Origin of the sequence: Variovorax sp. PDC80 (assembly GCF_900115375.1) — a bacterium.
Taxonomy (GTDB): Bacteria; Pseudomonadota; Gammaproteobacteria; order Burkholderiales; family Burkholderiaceae_C; genus Variovorax.
This window is the reverse complement of sequence record NZ_FOWG01000002.1, coordinates 633,248-656,441: the sequence shown is the minus strand read 5'-3', so window position 1 is coordinate 656,441 and position 23,194 is coordinate 633,248. Positions and strand designations below refer to the sequence as shown.

Here is a 23,194-nt window from a genome sequence, read left to right as displayed (position 1 = left end):
GGCCGTGTCGCCTAGGCGATAGCACGGCCACCTCCGCGGCCCGGCTTGCGGGCAATCCCTGTGCGGACGAAAAAAGTGCGCTTGTACGCTGCGGATGCAGCCAATCGGGCAGCCCTTCAACCTGGAGACTCTTCATGCGTTTTGCCCTCAAGTCCATCGCCGTGTGCGCCCTGCTGGCCGGTGCCGGCGCGTCCTTCGCCCAGAAGGGCGAGACCGTCAAGATCGCCTGGCTCGATCCGCTCTCGGGCCTGATGGCCGCGGTGGGCACGAACCAGCTCAAGACCACGCAGTTCCTGGCGGAGGAGTTCAACAAGAAGAACGCCTCGGGCGTGAAGTTCGAGATCATCGGCATCGACAACAAGCTCAGCCCGCAGGAGACCACCGCCGCGCTGCGCTCGGCGCAGGACCAGGGCGCGCGCTACATCATGCAGGGCAACGGCTCGGGCCCGGCGCTCGCCATCATCGATGCCGTCGAGAAGAACAACGCGCGCAATCCGGGCAAGGAACTGCTCTTCATGAACTACGCGGCGGTCGACCCCGACCTGACCAACAGCAAGTGCAGCTACTGGCACTTCCGCGTGGACGCCGACACCTCGATGAAGATGGAGGCGCTGACCACCTGGATGAAGGACCAGACGGACATCAAGAAGGTCTACATCCTCGGCCAGAACTACGCGCACGGCGTGCAGGTCAGCAAGTACGCCAAGGAAAACCTCAAGACCAAGCGCCCCGACATCCAGATCGTGGGCGACGACCTGCATCCGCTGGCCCAGGTGCGCGACTTCGCGCCCTACATCGCCAAGATCAAGGCCTCGGGTGCCGACACCGTGATCACCGGCAACTGGGGTTCCGACCTGTCGCTGCTGATCAAGGCGGCCAACGACTCGGGCCTCAACGTCAAGTTCCTGACCTACTACGCGCCCGGCGCCGGCACGCCCACCGCCATGGGCGCCACCTCCGACGGCAAGGTCTACACGGTGGCCTATGCCCACTACAACATGGGCGGCGACATCCAGCGCCTGCTCGGCGGCTACAAGAAGAAGATGAACGACGACCTCACGCAGGCGTCGATCTACCACGTGTTCGCGCTGCTCGACGCCGCTTTCGCGCAGACCAAGTCGACCGACCCGGTCAAGGTCGCGGCCGCGCTCGAGGGCATGAAGATCAAGAGCTTCAACGGCGAGGTCGAGATGCGCAAGACCGACCACCAGTTGCAGCAGGGCCTGTACATCTCGCGCTGGGAGAAGGCCAGCGCCAAGTACCCCTATGACGCCGAGAACACCGGCTACACCAATGTTCCCGTGAAGTATTACGAGTCGTACGTGGCGAGCACCCCGACGACCTGCCAGATGAAGCGCCCCTGAGGCTATTCGTGCGCGCATTTCCTACCCGTCGGTAGCAACAGCCTACCGGTGGGTAGAAATTGGAGAAATGCGCTGTCGCCTGCGCGATAGAAACGGGCCTCGCGGCATCTCCCTTACGGGCATTCCCTGAGGGGAGGGGCTGCGAAGGCTTGTACGCTCGTGCAAGGTTTTTTGAATCGGTTTGACCAGGAGATATAGATCGTGAAGTTCGCTCTGAAAATCGCTACCGCAGCCATCCTTGCCGCCAGCGCCGCCGGCGCCCTGGCCCAGAAGGGTGAAACCGTCAAGATCGCATGGCTCGACCCGCTGTCGGGCCTGATGGCCGCGGTCGGCACCAACCAGCTCAAGACCTTCCAGTTCCTGGCCGAAGAATTCAACAAGAAGAACGTGGCCGGCGTGAAGTTCGAGATCATCGGCATCGACAACAAGCTCAGCCCCCAGGAAACCACCGCCGCGCTGCGCTCGGCCATGGACCAGGGCGCGCGCTACGTGGTGCAGGGCAACGGCTCGGGCCCGGCTCTGGCCATCATCGACGCGCTCGAGAAGCACAACGCCCGCAACCCGGGCAAGGAAGTGCTCTACGTCAACTACGCGGCCGTCGATCCCGACCTGACCAACAGCAAGTGCAGCTACTGGCACTTCCGCCTCGATGCCGACACCTCGATGAAGATGGAAGCGCTGACCACCTTCATGAAGGACCAGCCCGAGATCAAGAAGGTCTACCTGATCAACCAGAACTACTCGCACGGCCAGCAGGTCTCGAAGTTCGCGAAGGAAAACCTCAAGACCAAGCGCCCCGACGTCGAAGTCGTCGGCGACGACCTGCATCCGCTGGCCCAGGTGCGCGACTTCGCGCCCTACATCGCCAAGATCAAGGCCTCGGGCGCCGACTCGGTGATCACCGGCAACTGGGGCTCCGACCTCGCGCTGTTGATCAAGGCGGCCAACGATGCCGGCCTCAACGTCAAGTTCTACACCTACTACGCCGTCACCAACGGCACGCCGACCGCCATGGGCGCGGCCTCGGACGGCAAGGTCTACCAGGTCGGCTACAGCCACTACAACGCGCCGGGCCCGGTCCAGCCGCTGATGGGCGAGTTCAAGAAGCGCTTCAACGACGACCTCTACACCACCGACGTCTACACGGTCTACGCGATGCTCAGCGAAGCCTTCGTGCGCGCCAAGTCGACCGAGCCGGTGAAGGTGGCCGCCACGCTCGAGGGCATGAAGTTCAAGAGCTTCAACGGCGACGTCGAGATGCGCAAGGCCGACCACCAGCTGCAGCAGGGCCTGTGGATCACGCGCTGGCAGAAGGCCGACGCCAAGAACCCGTACAGCCCGGAGAACACCGGCTACACGCTGGCCCCGGTCAAGTACTACGAAGCCTACGTGGCGAGCACGCCCACCACGTGCCAGATGAAGCGGCCCTCCTGAACGCGGGACGCCCCTGAACGGTCGAGGCCCGACTTCAACACTCGGGCCTTTTTCTTTTTCATGTGATCCGAAAGACCGATGAACGTCGAATTCTTCGTCATCTCGCTGCTCAACGGCGTGAGCTACGGCCTGCTGTTGTTCATGCTGAGCTCCGGCCTCACGCTGATCTTCAGCATGATGGGCGTGCTCAACTTCGCGCACGCCAGCTTCTACATGCTGGGCGCGTACATCGCCTACACGCTGTCGAACATCGTCGGCTTCTGGCCGGCGCTGTTCCTTGCGCCGCTGCTGGTGGGCGCCCTGGGCGCCGGCTTCGAGCGCTACTGCCTGCGGCGCGTGCACAAGTTCGGCCACGTGCCCGAGCTGCTCGTGACCTTCGGTCTTTCCTACCTGATCCTCGAGCTGGTGCAGCTGGTGTGGGGCCGCTCGACCGTGCCCTACGGCCTGCCGGCGCAGCTCCAGGGCCCGCTGTTCACGCTCTACGGCACCCAGTTCCCCAAGTCGCGCTCCTTCATCATGCTGGTGGCGGTGCTGATGCTGGTGTCGGTGTGGCTGCTGCTCACGCGCACGCGCATCGGCCTCGTGATCCAGGCCGCGCTCAAGCACCCCGACATGGTCGAGGCGCTGGGCCACAACGTGCCGCGCGTGTTCATGCTGGTGTTCGGCGGCGGCGCCGCGCTCGCGGGCCTCGCGGGCGTGGTCGGCGGCAACACCTACGTCACCGAGCCCGCGATGGCGGGCTCGGTCGGCTCCATCATCTTCGTGGTGGTGGTGGTCGGCGGCATGGGCTCGCTGGCCGGGGCCTTCCTGGCCTCGCTGCTGATCGGCGTGATCCAGACCTTCGCGGTCGCCATGGACCAGTCGCTGGCCGGCGGACTGCAGGCGCTGGGCATGGCGGTCAACGACCAGACCTTCGGCTACGAGCTGCTCAAGCTCACCATCTCGCAGGTCGCACCGATCCTGCCGTACCTGTTCCTGGTCCTCATCCTGATCTTCAGGCCCAAGGGTCTGCTGGGCACCCGGGAGGACTGACGCCATGACATCGACCACGCAAGCTTCGCGCTACTACCGCTTCAAGCCCTGGAACATCGGCCGCTACCTGATCTGGGCGCTGTTCGCCATCGCCCTGATCGTCGCGCCGCACCTGTTCAAGAGCAGCCTGGCGCTGACCATGCTCTCGCAGATGGGCTACCTCATCGTCATCTGCCTGAGCTACAACATCCTGCTGGGGCAGGGCGGCATGCTGAGCTTCGGCCATGCCGTCTACGTCGGGCTGGGCTCGTTCATCGCGATCCACACGATGAACCTCGCGAGCAAGGGCTCGTTGCCGGTGCCGCTGGTGCTGATCCCGCTCGTGGGCGGGCTCGCGGGCATGTTCTTCGCGATCCTGCTCGGCTTCGTCACCACGAAGAAGTCGGGCACCACCTTCGCGATGATCACGCTGGGCATCGGCGAACTGGTGGCCGCCATGGCGCTGATGTTCCCGAGCTTCTTCGGCGGCGAGGGCGGCATCACCACCGACCGCGTCTACGGCACGCCCTTCCTCGGCATGACCTTCGGGCCGCAGATCCAGGTCTACTACCTGATCGCGTTCTACTGCTTCGTGTGCACCGCGCTGATGTTCGCCTTCACCGGCACGCCGCTGGGCCGCATGCTCAACGCGGTGCGCGACAACCCCGAGCGCGTGGAATTCATCGGCTACAACACGCAGCGCGTGCGCTACTTCGCGTTCATCATCGCGGGCTTCTTCGCCGGCATCGGAGGCGGCCTGGCCTCGATCAACTTCGAGATCGTGAACGCGGCCGACAGCCTCAACGCGGTGCGCTCGGGCGGCTACCTGCTGTTCACCTTCCTCGGCGGCGCGGTGTTCTTCTTCGGCCCGATGATCGGCGCCGTGCTGCTGGTGTTCGCCTCGATCCTGCTGTCGGAGCTCTCGAAGGCCTGGCAGCTGTACTTCGGGCTGGTGTTCGTGTTCATGGTGATGTTCGCCCCGGGCGGCATCGCGAGCCTGATCATGATGAACCTGCGCGTGGCCAAGTTCGGCAAGTTCGACCGCTTCTGGTGGCTCTACCTCGCGCTCGCCGCGGCACTGGTGCCGGTGGTGATCGGCGCGGCCGCGCTGATCGAGATGATCTACCACATCCAGCTCAACGCGGCGATGGGCTCGCGGCTGAACTTCTTCGGCGTCTCGCTCGACACCGCGGGCATGGGCAGCTGGCTCGGCGCGGTCGCGATCCTGGCCATCGGCCTGGGCGCGCTCGAGGTCGCGCGGCGCCGCTTCGTGCGGGTCTGGGGCCAGGCCCAGGAAGAGATCGAAACGGAAATCAAGCGTCGGGAGGCGGCGTAACACATGAGCGCTGAATACGCACTGGAACTCAAGGCGCTGCGAAAGAACTTCGGCAAGACCGAGATCATTCGCGGCGTGGACCTCGCGGTGAAGGCCGGCGAGCGCGTGGCCGTCATCGGGCCGAACGGCGCGGGCAAGTCCACGCTATTCAACCTGATCAGCGGGCGGCTCGCGCCCACCAGCGGCGAGGTGCTGCTCAACGGGCAACGCATCGACGGCAAGAAGCCCTACGAGATCAACCGGCTGGGCCTCTCGCGCAGCTTCCAGATCACGAACATCTTCCCCAAGCTCAGCGTGTTCGAGAACCTGCGCTGCGGCGTGCTCTGGAGCCTCGGCTACAAGTACACCTTCCTGCGCTTCCTCTCGAACCTCGACGACGCCAATGCGCGCACCGAGGAACTGATCCGCCAGATCGGCCTGGAACGCAAGCGCGACGTGCATGCGGTGAACCTCACCTATGCCGAGCAGCGCGCGCTCGAGATCGGCGTGACCATCGCCGGCGGCGCCAACGTGATCCTGCTGGACGAACCCACGGCCGGCATGAGCAAGACCGAGACCTCGCACTTCATCGCGCTGATCAAGCACGTGACCACCGGCAAGACCCTGCTCACGGTGGAGCACGACATGGGCGTGGTGTTCGGCCTGGCCGACAAGATCGCGGTGGTGGTGTATGGCGAGGTGATCGCCTTCGACACGCCCGCGGAGGTGCGCGCCAATGCGCGCGTGCAGGAGGCGTACCTGGGTTCGTCGGTGGCGGACGCGCAAGGGGCGGGACACTGACATGCTGAAGCTTCACGACATCCACGCCTACTACGGCAAGAGCCATGTGCTGCATGGCGTTTCCTTCGACGTGCAGCCCGGCGAGATCGTCGCGCTGCTGGGCCGCAACGGCTCGGGCCGCTCGACCACCGCCAAGGCCATCATGGGCCTGGTGCATGCCGAGGGCACGCTGCGCTGGAAGGAGCAGGACATCCTGCGCCGCAAGGCCTACGAGATCGCCCACCTGGGCATCGGCTACGTGCCCGAGAACCGCGACATCTTCCCCAAGCTCACGGTGCACCAGAACCTGCTCTTGGGGCAGAAGGGCTCGGGCAAGGGCAGCCGCTGGCAGTTCGACGACATGTACGGCATGTTCCCGCGCCTCAAGGAGCGCCAGCACACCGAGGCCGGCGTGCTCTCGGGCGGCGAGCAGCAGATGCTCACGCTGTGCCGCACGCTGATGGGCGACCCCGACCTGATCATCATCGACGAGCCCACCGAGGGCCTGGCGCCGAAGATCGTCGAGCTGGTGGGACAGTACCTGCGCACGCTCAAGGACAAGGGCATCTCGGTGCTGCTGATCGAGCAGAAGCTCACCATCGCGATGGCCATCTCCGACCGCGCGCTCGTCATGGGCCACGGCAGCATCGTGTTCGACGGCACGCCCGCCAGCCTGCGCGCCGACGGCGCGACGCGCAAGGAATGGCTCGAGGTCTGAGGTAGGCTGTGGAAGGCGGATGGCCGGAGGCGAAGGGCGCGAAGTCCTGGGCGTCCGGCGTCCGCCTTTGCTCCTTGTCCCTCCAGCGACTGCGTGCCATTGTTGCGCCGCGCCAAAGGCCTAAAATCCCCGGAAAAAGAACACTCGTGCTTTTTCTTTTTTCTCTTCACACACCAAGGAACGCAGCATGACGGCTGAATACAAAGTGCTCGGCGATGTCGCCGTGATCACCCTGACCAATCCCCCGGTCAACGGTCTCGGTTTCTCGACCCGCATCGGCATCACCGACGGCCTGTCGAAGGCCCATGCCGACGATGCCGTCAAGGCCATCGTCATCACCGGCGCCGGCAAGGCGTTCTCGGGCGGCGCCGACATCAAGGAGTTCGGCACGCCCAAGGCGCTGCAGGAGCCCAACCTGCTGAGCGTGATCCTCGCGCTCGAAGCCGCCACCAAGCCCATCGTCGCGGCCATCCACTCGGTGTGCATGGGCGGCGGCCTCGAGCTCGCGCTCGGCTGCCACTACCGCGTCGCGGCCCCGGGCACCAACGTCGCGCTGCCCGAAGTCAAGCTGGGCCTGCTGCCCGGCGCCGGCGGCACGCAGCGCCTGCCGCGCGTGCTGGGCGTGGAAACCGCCCTCAACATGATCGTGAGCGGCGAGGCCGTGAAGTCCGAAGTGCTCGCCAGCCTGCCGGGCCAGAAGCTGTTCGACAAGCTCGCCGCCTCGCCCGAGACCGTGTTCGACGAAGCCGTCGAGTTCGCGAAGTCGGTCGCGGCCAAGGGCGGCGACCTGCCGCTGGTGCGCAGCCTGCCGTGCCGCCATCCGCAGGGCGATGCCTACTTCCAGTTCACCAAGAACATGGTCGGCGGCATGTCGAAGAACTACCCGGCGCCGCTCAAGTGCATCGATGCCGTGCAGGCAGCCACCAAGCTCAAGTTCGACGAGGGCATGGCCGAGGAACGTCGCCTGTTCACCGCGCTGATGTTCACGCCCGAGTCGCTGTCGCTGCGCCACCTGTTCATGGCCGAGCGCGCCGCCTCGAAGATTCCCGACGTGCCCGAGGACACGCCCAAGCGCGAGATCAAGACGGTCGGCGTGATCGGCGCCGGCACCATGGGCGGCGGCATCTCGATGAACTTCCTCAACGCGGGCATCCCCGTGAAGATCCTCGAGATGAAGCAGGAAGCGCTCGACCGCGGCATCGCCACCATCAAGAAGAACTACGAGGCCCAGGTCAAGAAGGGCAAGCTCAAGCAGGACAAGTACGAGCAGCGCATGGCGCTGCTGAGCACCACGCTGAGCTACGACGACCTGAAGGACGCCGACCTGATCATCGAAGCGGTGTTCGAGGAGATCGGCGTCAAGGAGAAGGTCTTCAAGGAACTCGACCGCGTCGCCAAGAAGGGCGCGATCCTGGCCTCGAACACCTCGACGCTCGACGTCGACAAGATCGCATCGTTCACCGAGCGTCCGCAGGACGTGGTCGGCATGCACTTCTTCAGCCCGGCCAACGTGATGAAGCTGCTCGAGGTGGTGCGCGGCAAGCAGACCGCCAAGGACGTGCTCGCCACGGTGATGGCCATCGGCAAGAAGATCAAGAAGACCTCGGTGGTCTCGGGCGTGTGCGACGGCTTCATCGGCAACCGCATGATCGAGCAGTACAGCCGCCAGGCCGGCTTCCTGCTCGACGAGGGCGCGACGCCGCAGCAGGTCGACAAGGCGATCGAGAAGTTCGGCTTCGCGATGGGCCCGTTCCGCATGGGCGACCTGGCCGGCAACGACATCGGCTGGGCGATCCGCAAGCGCCGCGCCGTCGAGCGCGCCGACATGAAGTACAGCCGCACGGCCGACAAGCTCTGCGAACTGGGCCGCTTCGGCCAGAAGACCGGGGCAGGGTGGTACGACTACCAGGCCGGCAAGCGCGACGCGATCCCCTCGGAACTCGTCAACAAGATGATCGAGGACCACCGCAAGGAACTGGGCATCACGCCGCGCAAGATCTCCGACGAGGAAATCGTGCAGCGCCTGGTCTATGCGCTGGTCAACGAAGGCGCGCACATCCTCGAGGACGGCATCGCCTCGAAGTCGGGCGACATCGACATGGTCTACCTCACGGGCTACGGTTTCCCGATCTGGCGCGGCGGTCCGATGCACTACGCCTCGCAGGTCGGCCTGTACAACGTGGCCGAGACCATGAAGCGCTTCGCGAAGAACCCGCGCGACGACGCCGAGTTCTGGCAGCCCGCGGCGCTGATCCAGAAGCTGGTGGCCGAAGGCAAGTCCTTCGGCTGATCGTCCGGGACCGCGACCGCCCATGTTGAAACGCATCCTCCTGGGACTGCTGCTGGCGCTCGTCGCGCTGGCGGCGGTCGTGGCGGTCAAGACCTGGACCACGCCTTCGCGCCAGCTCGCGGTGGCGCCCGCGCCCAAGCTCGACATCGACCTGCAGGCCGCCGCCAAGCGGCTCGCGGGCGCGATCCCCATTCGCACGGTGTCCAGCCTCGACGACCCGGCCGCCAACCTGGCCGAGTTCGACAAGCTGCACGCCTACCTCGCGCAGAACTTTCCCAAGGTCCACGCCACCCTCAAGAAGGAAGTGGTGGGCCAGAAGGCGCTGCTCTACACCTGGACCGGCAGCGATGCCGCGGCCAAACCCATCGCGCTGATGGCGCACCAGGACATGGTGCCGATCGCTCCCGGCACCGAGAAGGCCTGGAGCGTCGACCCCTTCGGCGGCGAGATCAAGGACGGCTTCGTCTGGGGCCGCGGCACGCTCGACAACAAGGGCAACCTGTTCGCGCAGATGGAGGCCATCGAGCTGCTGATCGCCAGCGGCTTCCAGCCGAAGCAGACCGTCTACCTCGTGATGGGCGACGACGAGGAGGTCAGCGGCCTGCGCGGCGCGCTGCCGATCGCCGAGCTGCTCAAGTCGCGCGGCGTGAAGCTCGACTGGGTGCTCGACGAGGGCCTGCTGGTGCTCGACGGCGTGCTGCCGGGCCTGAGCAAGCCGGCGGCGCTGATCGGCCTGGCCGAGAAGGGCTACGCCACCTTCTTCCTCTCGCTCGACACGGCGCCCGGCCACTCGTCGATGCCGCCCGCGCATAGCGCGATCGGTAGCATGAGCGCCGCGCTCGCGCGGCTCGAGGCCCACCCGATGCCCGGTGGCATCCAGGGCGTGGCGGGCCAGATGTTCGGCACGCTCGCGCCCGAGATGAGCGGCATCAATCGCGTGATGCTGTCGAACCTCTGGCTCACGGCGCCGCTGGTCGAAGGCCAGCTGCAGAAGAGCCCGAGCAGCAACGCGATGCTGCGCACCACCACCGCGCTGACCATCGTGCGCGCCGGCAACAAGGACAACGTGCTGCCCGGCCGCGCCGAGGCCGCCGTCAACTTCCGCGTGCTGCCCGGCGACACCATCGACAGCGTCGAGGCCCACCTGCGCAAGCAGCTCGGCAACGACGAGATCAAGATCAAGCGCTACCCCGGCAACTCCGAGGCCTCGCCGGTCTCGCCGACCGACAGCACGGGCTACCGCGCGATCGAGCAGGCGGTGCGGCAGTCCTTCCCCGACGCCATCGTGGCGCCGGGCCTCATGACGGCGGCCACCGATTCGCGCCACTTCTCGATCGTGAGCGACGCGGTGTTCCGCTTCTCGCCGTTCCGCATGAAGAACGAGGACCTCGCGCGCTTCCACGGCACCAACGAACGCCTCGCGATCTCGAACTACGGCGAGATGATCGGCTTCTATCACCAGCTCCTGCGCAACACCTCGGCTGCGCAGCCCCAGTAAACCGGCTTCCCCTTCCATCTTCGAAAAGGACCTCACCATGACCAGCGCCGTCATCGTTTCCACCGCCCGCACGCCGCTCGCCAAGAGCTGGAAGGGTGCTTTCAACATGACGCACGGCGCCACGCTCGGCGGCCATGCGGTGCAGCATGCGATCGCCCGCGCCGGCATCGAGGCCGCCGAGGTCGACGACGTGATCATGGGTTGCGCCACGCCCGAAGGCGCGACCGGCTCGAACATCGCGCGCCAGATCGCGCTGCGCGCCGGCTGCCCGATCACCACCTCGGGCATGACCATCAACCGCTTCTGCTCCTCGGGCCTGCAGACCATCGCCACCGCCGCCCAGCGCGTCATCGCGGGCGAGGGCGACGTCTACGTGGCCGGCGGCGTCGAGAGCATCTCGTGCGTGCAGAACGAAGCCAACAAGCACATGCTGGCCGACCCCTGGCTGGTGAAGCACAAGCCCGAGATCTACTGGAACATGCTGCAGACGGCCGAGCAGGTCGCCAAGCGCTACAACATCGGCCGCGATGCCATGGACGAGTACGGCGCCGCGAGCCAGCAGAAGGCCACCGCCGCGCTGGAAGCCGGCCGCTTCAAGGACGAGATCGCGCCGATCACCGTGCTGGCCGGCGTGGCCGATCCCGTGATGGGCCTGCGCACCAAGGAAGTCACGATCGAGAACGACGAAGGCATCCGCCCCGGCACCACCAAGGAAGGCATCAGCGGCATCCGCTCGGCCATTCCGGGCGGCCTGATCTCGGCCGGCAATGCCAGCCAGTTCTCGGACGGCGGCGGCGCCTGCGTGGTGGTCGACGAGAAGTACGCCGAGCGCAAGGGCCTGAAGCCGCTGGGCCGCTTCCTGGGCTTCGCGGTGGCGGGCTGCGAGCCCGACGAGATGGGCATCGGCCCCGTCTTCGCGATCCCCAAGGTGCTCAAGCGCCTGGGCCTGACGGTCAACGACATCGACCTGTGGGAACTCAACGAAGCCTTCGCGGTGCAGGTGATCTACTGCCGCGACAAGCTCGGCATCCCGGCCGACCGCCTCAACGTGGACGGCGGCGCCATCGCCGTGGGCCACCCCTACGGCGTGAGCGGCCAGCGCCTCACGGGCCATGCGCTGATCGAAGGCAAGCGCCGCGGCGCGAAGAAGGTCGTGGTCACGATGTGCATCGGCGGCGGCATGGGTGCCGCGGGCGTGTTCGAGGTGATCTGAGCTTCGTCCTGAACCGCTGAATTCGGACTTCCGGACGCAGAAGTCGCGAAGGTTACGCAGAAGTCGCAGAAGAGAAACCAGAATTTTCATTGGTTTTTCTCTGCGACTTTTTCTTGGCCTTCCGCGCCTTCCGCGTTCGCTGTCCGATCCCGATCCCGCTTTCCTGGAACACACCATGAGCCTGCGTCCCACCCTCGATTTCCTGCTCTACGACTGGCTGCATGCCGAAACGCTGGCCTCGCGCGAACGCTTCGCCGACCACTCGCGCGAGACCTTCGACGCGGTGCTCGACACCTGCGAGCGCATCGCGCGCGAGAAGTACGCGCCGTTCAACCGCACCGTCGACACGCAGGAGCCGCACTTCGACGGCGAGAAGGTGATCCTGCCGCAGGCCACGCACGACGCGCACAAGGCTTTCGTCGAATCGGGAATGATGAGCGCGGCGCAGGACTACGACATCGGCGGCATGCAGCTGCCCTACACGGTGCAGGCCGCGGCCAACAGCTTCTTCGCGATGGCCTCGGTGAGCATCGGCTCGAACATGCTGACCAGCGGCAACGCCAATCTGCTGATGGTGCATGGCACCGACATGCAGAAGGAGGTGTTCGCCAAGAACGAGTTCTCCGGCCGCTGGGCCGGCACCATGTGCCTGTCGGAGCCGCAGGCCGGCTCCTCGCTGAGCGACGTGGCCACGCGCGCGGTGCCCGATGGCGAGGGCTTCCAGGACGATCCGCTGGGCCCGCGCTACCGGCTCACGGGCAACAAGATGTGGATCTCCTCGGGCGACCACGAGCTGACCGAGAACATCGTGCACATCGTGCTCGCCAAGATCCCCGACGAGAACGGCAAGCTGGTGCCGGGCACGCGCGGCATCTCGCTGTTCATCGTGCCCAAGCGCATGGTGAACACGCAAGGCGAACTGACGGGCGAGCGCAACGACGTGGCGCTCGCGGGCCTCAACCACAAGCTGGGTTGGCGCGGCACCACCAACACGCTGCTGAACTTCGGCGAGGGCAAGTACCCGGTCGGCGGCAAGGCCGGCGCGGTGGGCTACCTGGTCGGCGCGCCCGGCAAGGGCCTGCACTGCATGTTCCACATGATGAACGAGGCGCGCATCGGCGTCGGCACCGCCGCCACCATGCTCGGCATGGCCGGTTATTACGCCTCGCTCGACTACGCGAAGAGCCGGCCGCAGGGCCGCCTCGTGAAGAAGCCCGAGGGCGGCGAGGCCAAGGTGGTCAAGGACTCGGCCGGCCCGCAGGTGCGCATCATCGAGCACGCCGACGTGCGCCGCATGCTGCTGGCGCAGAAGGCCTATTGCGAGGGCGCGCTGGCGCTCGAGCTCTACTGCGCGCGGCTGGTCGACGAGCAGAAGACCGGCAACGAGCAGGCCGCCGACGAGGCGCGGCTGCTGCTCGAAGTGCTGACCCCGATCGCCAAGAGCTGGCCCAGCGAATGGTGCCTCGAGGCCAACTCGCTCGCGATCCAGGTCCATGGTGGCTACGGCTACACGCGCGACTTCCCGGTCGAACAGTACTGGCGCGACAACCGCCTCAACATGATCCACGAGGGCACGCACGGCATCCAGGCGGCCGACCTGCTGGGCCGCAAGGTGCTGATGGAGAAGGGCCGCGGCCTGCAGCTGCTGGCGGGCCGCATCACCGAGACCATCGGCCGCGCCGCCAAGGCACCCGCGCTGGCCGCCCATGCCAAGGCGCTGGGCGAGGCGCTGCAACGCGTGGGCAGCGCCACCGAGGCCGCCTGGTCCACCGGCGACCCGGCCGAGGCGCTGGTGAACGCGGTGCCGTACATGCAGGCCTTCGGCCACACGGTGCTGGCCTGGCTGTGGCTCGACGTGGCGCAGCGCGCGCTCGAACTCGACCCGGCGCAGGCCGCGCCCGCGACTGCTGGCAAGATGGCGGCCGCGCGCTATTTCTTCCACTACGAGCTGCCCAAGAACGGCGCCTGGCTCAACGTGGTCGAGAGCCGCGATCCGACCTGTACCGCCTTGCCCGAAGAGGCATTCTGATGCCCGCCATTGCCATGACCCCTCCCACACCCGCCAAGCCACCGAAACCGCATGCCACGCTCGAGAAGTGGATCTGGATCCTGATCTACGGCGGCCTGTTCCTCGTCATCCTCGGCATCGCCACCGGCCGCACCGAGCCGGCCACCGGCTGGGCCATGGCCGTGCCCGGCGGCATCGCGACCGCCGTGGGCTTCGTGCTGATCTACGTGCGCTCGCGCATGAACGACAAGTAAGGAGCGAGGCCATGCTCAGGCACATCGTGATGTGGAAGTTCAAGGCGCACGCCGAAGGCGCCGACAAGGCCGCCAACCTCGCCAAGGCCAAGGCGCTGCTCGAGGCCTGCGCGACGCTGTCGCCGGGCACCGTGCGCTTCGAGGTCGCGCTGGCCCAGCCGGGCCTGGAAGCCACCTACGACCTGATCCTCAACTCGGAATTCACCGACGCCGCCGCGCTCGCGGCCTATGCCGAGCATCCGCAGCACGTCGCGCTCAAGCCCTTCATCGGCGCCGTGCGCGAAGCGCGCCAGTGCATGGACTATGAGCTCTGACGCCCCCCGAACATCACCGACACCCGGAGACATTCCCATGACCGCACGCACCACCCAGCAACTGTTCGACCTCCGCGGCAAGACCGCGCTCATCACCGGCGGCTCGCGCGGCCTGGGCCTGCAGATGGCCCACGCGCTCGGCGAGGCCGGCGCGAAGATCATGCTGAGCTCGCGCAAGGCCGACGACCTCGAGCAGGCCGCGGCCGAGCTGCAGGCCGCCGGCATCGATGCGCGCTGGATCGCCGCCGACTGCGCGAAGGAAGAGGACACCCGCCGCCTGGCCGAGGAAACCCTGCAGCGCCTGGGCGCGATCGACATCCTCGTGAACAACGCCGGCGCGAGCTGGGGTTCGCCGGCCGAGAGCCACCCGGTCGAGGCCTGGGACAAGGTGATGAACCTCAACGTGCGCGGCTATTTCATCCTGTCGCAGCACGTGGCCAACCAGTACATGATCCCGAAGAAGAGCGGCCGCATCATCAACATCGCCTCGATCGCGGGCCTCAACGGGAACCCGCCCGAGATGCAGACCCTGGCCTACAACACCTCCAAGACCGCGGTGATCGGCTTCACGCGCACGCTGGCGGCCGAATGGGGCAAGTACAACATCACCGTCAACGCGATCTGCCCGGGCTTCTTCATGACCAAGATGGCGGCCGGCCTGATCAAGTCGCTGGGCGAGGAGAAGATGGCCGCGCAGGCGCCGCTGGGCCGCCTGGGCGACGACGAAGACCTCAAGGGCCTGACGCTGCTGTACGCGAGCGATGCCGGCAAGCACATCACCGGCCAGTGGCTGGCGGTCGACGGCGGCGTGAGCGTGGTCCTGGGCGCGGCCTGAAGCAATGACCCAAGACTCCGACGACATCAACATCCGCTCGTACACGAGCCAGATCCCGTTCGCGCGCCACCTGGGCTTCGAGCTCGTGAAGTTCGAGAACGGCGAATCCGAGATCCGCTACACGGCCAAGCCGGAGCATCTCAACACCTTCGACGTGACGCACGGCGGCGCCTGCATGACCTTGCTCGACATCACGATGGCCGCGGCCGCGCGCAGCGTGACGCCCGAGACCGGCGTGGTCACGATCGAGATGAAGACCAGCTTCATGCAGCCCTCGGTCGGCCCGCTGCACGCGCGTGGCACGCTGATCCACCGCACCGCCACGCTGGCCTTCACCGAGGCCAAGATCTACGACGAGCAGGAGCGCGTGTGCGCCCATGCCACCGGCACCTTCAAGTACGTGAAGCGCCGGTTGCCGACCGGCCCGGCGAGCGCCAACGCGATGCGCCCGCCGTCGACCGACTGACCGCGAACAGTCCAGGGGCGGTGGACCCCGTTCCGCCGCCGCAGTCCCAAGGCGCCTCGCGCGCCGCCATCCAGTTTCCAGGAGACACGACCATGCCGACCAACAAGCAGCAGATCCTCGACAACCGCCCCGAGGGCGAAGCCGTCGCGAGCAACTTCAGGCTCGTGACCGCGCAAACCCCGGCGCTCCAGGACAACCAGGTGCTGGTGCGCCACCACTACATGAGCCTCGACCCCTACATGCGCGGGCGTATGAACGACGCCAAGAGCTACGCCCAGCCGCAGCCGCTGGGCCAGGTGATGCAGGGCGGCACCGTGGGCGAGGTGGTCGAGAGCAAGCATCCGAAGTACGCCGTGGGCGACAAGGTGGTGGGCTTCGGCGGCTGGCAGGAGTACAGCGTGGTCGATGCCTCGCAGCCCGGCGCGCTCAAGAAGGTGGACACCACCCACGTGCCGCTGTCGCACTACCTGGGCGCGGTCGGCATGCCGGGCGTGACCGCCTGGTACGGCCTGGTCAAGATCATCGCGCCCAAGGCCGGCGAGACCGTGGTCATCACGGCCGCCAGCGGTGCCGTGGGCAGTGCCTTCGGTGCGCTGGCCAAGGCGCGCGGCTGCCGCGTGGTGGGCATCGCGGGCGGCCCGGACAAGTGCAAGTACGTGACCGACGAACTGGGCTTCGACGCCTGCATCGACTACCGCCAGCATCCCGACGTCAAGACCATGAGCGCTGCGCTCAAGGAAGCCTGCCCGAACGGCATCGACGGCTACTTCGAGAACGTCGGCGGCTACATCTTCGACGCCGTGCTGCTGCGCACCAACGCCTTCGCGCGCGTGGCGCTGTGCGGAATGATCGCGGGCTACGACGGCCAGCCGCTGCCGCTCGCGAACCCCGCGCTGATCCTGATCAACCGGCTCAAGGTCGAGGGCTTCATCGTCAGCGAGCACATGGAGGTGTGGCCCGAGGCGCTGGCCGAGCTCGGCGCGCTGGTGGGCAGCGGCAAGCTCAAGCCGCGCGAGTCGATCGCGCAGGGCATCGAGGCCGCGCCCGAGGCCTTCCTGGGCCTGCTCAAGGGCCGCAACTTCGGCAAGCAGCTGGTCAAGCTGATCTGAGGCCCCAAACGCGAAGGAGCCGGCCATGGACGCGACCCACGAGGTATTCAACCAGCCGGCGCCACTGGCCGGCTACAACCTCTTCGACACCAACCGGCCCCTGCGCGATGCGTTGAATTTCAATGCGCCGCAACTGCCGACGGAGTCGCTGCGGCAACTGGGCGAAACGCTGGGTTCGGCCGACATGCAGACGCATGCGCGGCTGGCCAACGTGCACACGCCCGAGCTGCACACGCACGACCGCTTCGGGCGGCGCATCGACGAGGTCGAGTTCCATCCGAGCTACAACCTGCTGATGACCGCGGCGGTGGGCGCGGGCCTGCACGGCACGCCGTGGCGCGCCGAGCCCGGCGCGGCGGCGTCGCCCCATGTGCTGCGCGCCGCGGGTTTCATGCTCTTCACCGAGCTCGAGCCCTCGATGCTGTGCCCGATCTCGATGACCTACGCGGCCACGCCCGCGCTGCGCGACAACGCGGCCGTGCATGCCGACTGGGGCGCGAAGCTCGGCAGCCTCGTGTACGACCCGGCGCTCAAGCCGGTGGCCGACAAGGCCGGCGTGACCATGGGCATGGGCATGACCGAGAAGCAGGGCGGCTCCGACGTGCGGGCCAACACCACGAAGGCCGTGCGCGCGGACAGCGATGGCTGGGGCGAGCGCTACGAGATCACGGGCCACAAGTGGTTCTTCTCGGCCCCGATGTGCGATGCCTTCCTGGTGCTGGCGCAGGCGCCGGCCGGGCTCAGCTGCTTCTTCCTGCCGCGCGTGCTGCCCGACGGCACGCGCAACGCGATCCGCATCCAGCGCCTGAAGGACAAGCTCGGCAACAAGGCCAACGCCAGTTCCGAGGTCGAGTTCCACGGCGCCAGCGCCTGGCTGGTGGGCGAGGAGGGCCGCGGCATTCCGCAAATCCTCGAGATGGGCACGATGACGCGGCTGGACTGCGCGCTCGGCACCAGCGGCTTGATGCGCCAGGCCCTCGCGCTCGCGCTCAACCACACGGCGCAGCGCAGCGCCTTCGGCAAGCCGCTGATCGCGCAGCCGCTGATGCAGAACGTGCTGGCCGACATGGCGCTCGAGAGCGAGGCCGCCACCGCGCTCGCGATCCGCCTGGCGCGCGCCTTCGACCGGCCCGCCGACGAGCACGAGCGCCTGATGGCGCGGCTGTTGACGCCGGTCGCCAAGTTCTGGATCTGCAAGCGCGGCAGCCTGCTGGGCCAGGAGGCGATGGAATGCCTGGGCGGCAACGGCTACGTGGAGGAGGGCGGCGAGGGCGTGATGGCGCGCGTCTACCGCGAGATGCCGCTCAACTCGATCTGGGAGGGCGCGGGCAACATCATGGCGCTCGACCTGCTGCGCGGCCTGCGCAAGGGCGACGCGGTGGCGGCGCTGGCGCACGAACTGGCGCCCGCGCGCGGCCAGCATGCGGCGCTCGACCGCCTGGCCGACGCGCTGCCCGCGCGCATCGAGGCGATGGCCTCCGAGGTCGAGGCGCGTCGTCTGGCACAGGACGTGGCGCTGGCCGTGCAGGCTTCGCTGCTCGCGCAGACCGCGCCGCCGGCGGTGGTGGGCGCGTTCTGCGCCTCGCGCCTCGGCGGCGACTGGGGCCATGCCTTCGGCACGCTGGGCGCCGGCACCGATTTCGATGCGATCGTGCGGCGCGCGCAGCCGGTCTAGAAGAACACTGTCTCCCTCTCACAAGGAAAAACCACGATGGCCGATCTGATCCTGCACCACTACGCGACCTCGCCCTTCTCGGAGAAGGTGCGCCTGATCCTCGGCGCCAAGCAGCTGCCGTGGAAGTCGGTCTTCATCCCGCCGATCATGCCCAAGCCCGACGTGGAGGTGCTCACGGGCGGCTACCGCAAGACGCCGTTCCTGCAGATCGGTGCCGACATCTACTGCGACAGCGCGCTGATCGCCGACGTGCTCGAGCACCTGCAGCCCGCGCCCACGCTGTACCCCGAGCCCGAGAAGGGCATGTCGCGCATCCTCGCGCAGTGGGCCGACACCACCCTGTTCTGGGCCGCGATGGCCTGGAACCTGCAGCCCAAGGGCGCGGCCGAGGTGTTCGCCAAGGCGCCGCCCGAGGCCGCCAAGGCCTTCGGCGAGGACCGCGCGAAGATGAGCGCCGGCAACATGACGCGGCTGCGCCCGGGCGATGCCACCAGCGCCTACAAGTCCTACCTGCGCCGGCTGTCCGACATGCTCGACGACAAGCCCTTCCTGCTCGGCGAGGTGCCCAGCATCGCCGACTTCGCGGCCTACCACCCGCTGTGGTACACGCGCCGCATCGAGGCGGTGAAGGGCATCCTCGACCTCACGCCCGCGGTGGTCGACTGGATGAACCGCATGGCGGCCATCGGCCACGGCACGCCCGACAAGTTCGGCGCCGACGAAGCCATCGCCGTGGCCAAGGCCGCGACCCCGCATTCGCTGCTGACCGACAGCACCTTCCAGGACGACCACGGCATCCCGCTGGGCAGCGCCGTCACCCTGCGCGCCGAGAGCTTCGGGCTCGAGGAAACGCCGGGCACCCTGGTGGCGGCCACGCGCACCCACTACACGCTGGAGCGCAACGGCGAGCGCACGGGACGGGTGCATGTGCACTTTCCGCGCATCGGCTATGTGCTGAAGAAGGCCGAGGCCTGAAGAAACCGCCGGGCCGGTGATCGCCGACCCGGCGATCCCGCTCAGTTCACCGTGTGCGAGCCCAGGCCGTCCGAGGTGTCGATGGGCAGGGGGACGGCGGGGCCCCATTGCTTCGCGGGATCGAAGGGCAACAGCGGATTCCGGTCGCCGGCCTTGACCTCGGGCTTGCGGCGCAAGGTCTGGTTCAGCGTGCTGATGGCGCCGCTCTTCCACTCGTTGCCGGGGTCCACGCCGACCTGGCCGATGCGGTCGATGACCGTGCCCGACTTCTCGATCGTCAGCGCATCGTCGCCGTTGTAGTTGACCACGCTGCTGACGATCGAGCCCGCGGGCTTGAAGGGGGCCGTGGCGCCGCTGTTCGAGAGCACCAGCGTCGCGCCCGCGGCCAGCGTGCCGCTGAGCACCTGCGTGTTGGTCGCCGTGCTCGCGCCGTTCGAGTACAGCTTGACGGTGTAGAGGCTCAGGTCCAGCGCCGCCGCGGTCGGGTTGTAGAGCTCGATCGCCTTGTTGTTCGAGCTGCCCTCGATGTACTCGCTGAAGAACAGGTCGGGCGGGCCGGGCGGAACCACCACGATCTTGCTGACGGCGACGCTGCCGGAGCGCGTGGCGGTCTGGCCCGCCGAGTTGGTCAGCGTGATCACGACCTCGAAGCTGCCCGCGGCCGCGTAGGTGTGCGTCACCGTGCCCGCGCCCGGCGCGGTCGTCGCGGCGCTGCCGTCGCCCCAGTCGACCGAGAGCGAGGTCAAGGTGGCGGTGCCGCCGGGCAGGGCTTCCGTGATCGTCACGCCGTAGCTTTCGCCGGCCTTGGCGGTCGCGGGGATCGTGCCGCCGAGGATCGGCAGCGTCACGGCCGCATCGGCCGCGAGGTTCAGCCCCACCAGCACCGGGTCATGGTCCGAGGCGCGGAACGGCGTGGGCGCGTAGCGGTCGTCGGTCGTGAAGTCGGTGTTGTAGTCGAGGGCCGTCGGCTCGTCGGCATTGATGTGCCACACGCCCACGCCCGCGACCTGCGCGGCGAGCGAGCCCGAGGCATAGGCATGGTCGAGCGCGCCGGTTTCGCCGGCGAACACGTAGGTGTAGCGGTCGTTGGCGGGCATGCGCTTGAGCAGGCTCTCGTTGCCGGCCGACTCGAGCACCTTCGTCGGGTCCTCGAGCTGGTAGCTGTTGAAGTCGCCCATCATCAGCACGTCGGCTTCGCCCTGCGCCTTGAGCTTGGCGACGAAGCTGTTGAGCGCCGTCGCCTGCTTGGTGCGCGCGAGGTTGAAGCAGCCCTGGCCCAGGTCGATGTCGCCCGTGCCCGGGCAGCTGCCCTTGCTCTTCAGGTGGTTGACCACGAACCAGAAGCCGCCGTGGTTGCCCACCGCGCTGAAGCGCTGTGCCAGCGGCGGCCGGCCGCTGGGCGCGACGTACTCCGTGAGGTCGGTGCCGGTGGGGAACACCAGACCGCCGACGCGCTGCACCTTCGCGGGCTTGTAGAGGATGTCGACCTTGATCGCGTCGGTGCCGAAGCTGCCGCTGCGCACCGAGGCGTAGGTGCCCGCGCCCAGTTTGGCGTTGAGCGCGGCCACGAGGTTGTCGGTCGCCACGTCGGTGTTCTGGATCTCCATCAGCCCGATCACGTCGGCATCGAGGCCCGCGATGGCGGCCACGATCTTGGCCTGCTGGCGGTCGAACTCGGCGCGGTTGTTGGCGCCGCGGCAGTTGCCCGCGCTCGGGGCCTCGCTGCCGAGCGTGCAGCCCTGGCCGGTCTGGCCCGCGGCGTTCTCGCCGTTCTGGAAGGTGGTGAAGTAGTTCAGCACGTTGAGGCTCGCGACCTTCAGCGCACCGCCGACCGCGGGCGCGGTGGCCGGGCGCGGATTGGCCTGCGCGAAGCTGGTCGCCTCGGTCGGCTGGATCCGGTAGGCCGCGAAGTTGTGGCTCAGGATGCCCGTGACCTTCTGCGTCGTGTCGCCCATGCGGCGCGTGCCGTCGGTGCCCGCGGCGCTGAGGTAGGGGATGGGGTTCGGGTTCTGGCGCGAGCCGCCGTCGTCGAGCACGATGCGCGCGAGCAGGTTCTGCTCGTGCGTGGCCGACGCGTTGCCGTTGGTGGGATTGAACTGGCGTCCGTTGAGCGCCAGCACCAGCTGGCCGTAGCGGCCCAGCTCGAACAGCTCCGACACGGCCAGCGGCTGCGCGATCTCGACCAGCATGCCTTCGTAGCGCTCGAGCGTGGATTCGTCGGCCACGGGCAGCGTGATCGGCGTCGGCGCGATCGCGAGGCCCGAGCCGCAGATGGAGACGGCCACGGGCTTGTCGCTGCTGCCCGCGATCTGCGTGATGCTGTCGGGCTTGGCACCGGCGCCCGCGGTCTGGCCGAACTCGGTGACCGTGCCCGAGACCTGCACGTAGTCGCCGACCGCCACGCGCGTGGCGTTGGCCGGTGCGTAGACGAAGAGGCCCTCGGAGGTCAGCGGATCGGCATCGGGCACCAGCGACTGCACGAAGAAGCCGTTGAGCCGGGGATCGCCGGTGCCGGTGGCCTGGAAGTCGCCGACCACCACGCCGCGCACGGTCACGGCCTGCTCGGCCATCGGGCTCAGGTGGCCCGTGCCCTGCACGGCGGGAATGGCCGCGAGCGGCGCATCGGCCGGAATCGCGGCGGCGCAGGTCGGTGCCGGCGGCGGTGGCTGCACGGGCGGCGGCGCGGTGTCGGTGGGCGGCGGGGGAACGAAGGGGAAGACGGCACCGCCGCCGCCTCCGCCACCGCATGCCGTCAATGCGACGACCGCCGCGAGTACCAAAGTTCTGAGTTGCCAGGTCGGCCTCGGCGCTGCATGGATCATGGGAAATTTCCTGGATGGATGAAGGTCCGGCGAGCGGGCTGCGGCGGGTTATAGGCAGCTTGTATGTAGCTTCGGAGACATCCTTCGGCCCTGTCGGCCCATGCGTAAACCAAAGGCTTCGCGCTGCGTCGCACGAACGACAGCCACGTGCGCGCCGACGCGCTCTAATGCTCGGCGCAGAGCCATTCCAAAGGAACGTATCCAATGATTCAGGACTTCAAGGGCAAGACCGCCGTGCTCACCGGCGCGGGCTCGGGCTTCGGACTCGAATGCGCGCGCATCGGCGCGGCGCGCGGCATGAACCTCGTGCTGGTCGACGTGCAGCAGGACGCACTCGACAAGGCGAAGGCCGAGATGGAAGCGGCCGGCGCGCAGGTGCTGGCGCGCAAGGTCGACGTGTCGGACGCGGCGCAGATGGAAGCGCTGGCCGCCGCCGTCAAGGAGCGTTTCGGCGCGCCGCATTTCGTCTTCAACAACGCCGGCGTGGGCGCGGGCGGCCTGGTGTGGGAGAACACCGTGGCCGACTGGGACTGGGTGCTCGGCGTCGACCTCTGGGGCGTGATCCACGGCGTGCGCCTGTTCGTGCCGATGATGCTCGAGGCGGCAGCGAAGGACCCCTCGTACCGCGGCCACGTGACCAACACCGCGAGCATGGCCGGCCTGCTGACGCCGCCGAACATGGGCATCTACAACGCCGCCAAGGCCGCGGTCGTGAGCCTCACCGAGACCATGTACCAGGACCTGAACCTGGTCACCGACCAGATCGGCGCCAGCCTGCTGTGCCCGTACTTCGTGCCTACCGGCATCACCAGCAGCGAACGCAACCGGCCCGATGCGCCCAAGCAGAGCGAGCTCACCAAGAGCCAGCTGATCGGCCAGGCCATGAGCAACAAGGCGGTGAGCAGCGGCAAGATCACGGCGGCCGAGGTCGCGGCCAAGGTCTTCGAGGCGATCAGCGACAACCAGTTCTACGTCTTCAGCCATCCGAAGGCGCTGGGCAACGTGCGCAGCCGCATGGAGAACATCGTCTCGATCACCAACCCCGCGGATCCCTTCCTCGAGCGGCCCGAGATCGGCGCCAAGCTGCGCGAGCAGTTGCGCGCGCCCTGACGC

General features: G+C 67.6%; 18 protein-coding genes and 1 pseudogene. 18 read left to right on the top strand and 1 reads right to left on the bottom strand.

The window, feature by feature from the left end; genetic code table 11:
* Positions 1-134 precede the first annotated feature (134 nt).
* From BM109_RS08600 to BM109_RS08520, 17 genes and pseudogenes are all read left to right on the top strand, one after another.
* Positions 135-1,364, top strand: a complete 1,230-nt coding sequence (locus tag BM109_RS08600) for a branched-chain amino acid ABC transporter substrate-binding protein (RefSeq protein WP_093342095.1) — start codon at positions 135-137, stop codon at positions 1,362-1,364.
* A gap of 201 nt (positions 1,365-1,565) precedes the next feature.
* On the top strand, positions 1,566-2,798 hold the full coding sequence (locus tag BM109_RS08595) for a branched-chain amino acid ABC transporter substrate-binding protein (RefSeq protein WP_093342094.1): 1,233 nt from the start codon (positions 1,566-1,568) through the stop codon (positions 2,796-2,798).
* A 78-nt stretch (positions 2,799-2,876) separates the two neighbouring features.
* Complete coding sequence (locus tag BM109_RS08590) at positions 2,877-3,830, top strand: branched-chain amino acid ABC transporter permease (protein ID WP_093342092.1); 954 nt, start codon at positions 2,877-2,879, stop codon at positions 3,828-3,830.
* A gap of 4 nt (positions 3,831-3,834) precedes the next feature.
* Complete coding sequence (locus BM109_RS08585) at positions 3,835-5,145, top strand: branched-chain amino acid ABC transporter permease (protein ID WP_093342090.1); 1,311 nt, start codon at positions 3,835-3,837, stop codon at positions 5,143-5,145.
* 3 nt (positions 5,146-5,148) lie between these two features.
* Positions 5,149-5,925, top strand: coding sequence for an ABC transporter ATP-binding protein (locus tag BM109_RS08580; RefSeq protein WP_093342089.1), 777 nt, complete (start codon positions 5,149-5,151; stop codon positions 5,923-5,925).
* Position 5,926: 1 nt separating this feature from the next.
* On the top strand, positions 5,927-6,622 hold the full coding sequence (locus tag BM109_RS08575) for an ABC transporter ATP-binding protein (protein WP_093342087.1): 696 nt from the start codon (positions 5,927-5,929) through the stop codon (positions 6,620-6,622).
* 187 nt (positions 6,623-6,809) lie between these two features.
* Positions 6,810-8,912, top strand: a complete 2,103-nt coding sequence (locus BM109_RS08570) for a 3-hydroxyacyl-CoA dehydrogenase NAD-binding domain-containing protein (RefSeq protein WP_093342086.1) — start codon at positions 6,810-6,812, stop codon at positions 8,910-8,912.
* Position 8,913: 1 nt separating this feature from the next.
* A pseudogene (locus tag BM109_RS08565) lies at positions 8,914-10,410 on the top strand (M20 family peptidase); the annotation flags it as partial.
* Between the two features lie 37 nt (positions 10,411-10,447).
* Positions 10,448-11,623, top strand: a complete 1,176-nt coding sequence (locus tag BM109_RS08560; protein ID WP_093342083.1) for an acetyl-CoA C-acyltransferase — start codon at positions 10,448-10,450, stop codon at positions 11,621-11,623.
* Positions 11,624-11,798: 175 nt separating this feature from the next.
* On the top strand, positions 11,799-13,652 hold the full coding sequence (locus tag BM109_RS08555; protein WP_093342081.1) for an acyl-CoA dehydrogenase: 1,854 nt from the start codon (positions 11,799-11,801) through the stop codon (positions 13,650-13,652).
* The gene (locus tag BM109_RS08550; protein WP_093342080.1) at positions 13,652-13,885 is read left to right on the top strand and encodes a hypothetical protein; all 234 of its coding nucleotides are present in this window, start codon (positions 13,652-13,654) and stop codon (positions 13,883-13,885) included. Before BM109_RS08555 ends, BM109_RS08550 begins: the two co-directional genes overlap by 1 nt.
* A gap of 11 nt (positions 13,886-13,896) precedes the next feature.
* Complete coding sequence (locus BM109_RS08545; protein ID WP_093342078.1) at positions 13,897-14,199, top strand: Dabb family protein; 303 nt, start codon at positions 13,897-13,899, stop codon at positions 14,197-14,199.
* A 37-nt stretch (positions 14,200-14,236) separates the two neighbouring features.
* On the top strand, positions 14,237-15,034 hold the full coding sequence (locus tag BM109_RS08540) for an SDR family oxidoreductase (RefSeq protein ID WP_093342076.1): 798 nt from the start codon (positions 14,237-14,239) through the stop codon (positions 15,032-15,034).
* Between the two features lie 4 nt (positions 15,035-15,038).
* Positions 15,039-15,500 (top strand): PaaI family thioesterase, encoded by a 462-nt coding sequence (locus BM109_RS08535; RefSeq protein WP_093342075.1) that lies wholly within the window; start codon positions 15,039-15,041, stop codon positions 15,498-15,500.
* 92 nt (positions 15,501-15,592) lie between these two features.
* The gene (locus tag BM109_RS08530) at positions 15,593-16,609 is read left to right on the top strand and encodes an NADP-dependent oxidoreductase (RefSeq protein ID WP_093342073.1); all 1,017 of its coding nucleotides are present in this window, start codon (positions 15,593-15,595) and stop codon (positions 16,607-16,609) included.
* A gap of 25 nt (positions 16,610-16,634) precedes the next feature.
* Positions 16,635-18,284 carry an isovaleryl-CoA dehydrogenase gene (locus BM109_RS08525; protein ID WP_093342072.1) on the top strand — a complete coding sequence of 550 codons (1,650 nt, stop codon included), beginning with the start codon at positions 16,635-16,637 and terminating at the stop codon, positions 18,282-18,284.
* Between the two features lie 36 nt (positions 18,285-18,320).
* Positions 18,321-19,259: a glutathione S-transferase family protein gene (locus BM109_RS08520; RefSeq protein ID WP_093342070.1), complete on the top strand. Its 939-nt coding sequence runs from the start codon at positions 18,321-18,323 to the stop codon at positions 19,257-19,259.
* A 41-nt stretch (positions 19,260-19,300) separates the two neighbouring features.
* Here the strand turns inward: BM109_RS08520 and BM109_RS08515 are convergent, their stop codons facing one another.
* Entirely contained in the window at positions 19,301-22,081 is a 2,781-nt protein-coding gene (locus tag BM109_RS08515) for an ExeM/NucH family extracellular endonuclease (protein WP_093342068.1), read from the bottom strand.
* Positions 22,082-22,285: 204 nt separating this feature from the next.
* Between BM109_RS08515 and BM109_RS08510 the strand changes: the two genes are divergently transcribed.
* Positions 22,286-23,191, top strand: coding sequence for an SDR family oxidoreductase (locus BM109_RS08510; RefSeq protein WP_093342066.1), 906 nt, complete (start codon positions 22,286-22,288; stop codon positions 23,189-23,191).
* Positions 23,192-23,194: the final 3 nt, after the last annotated feature.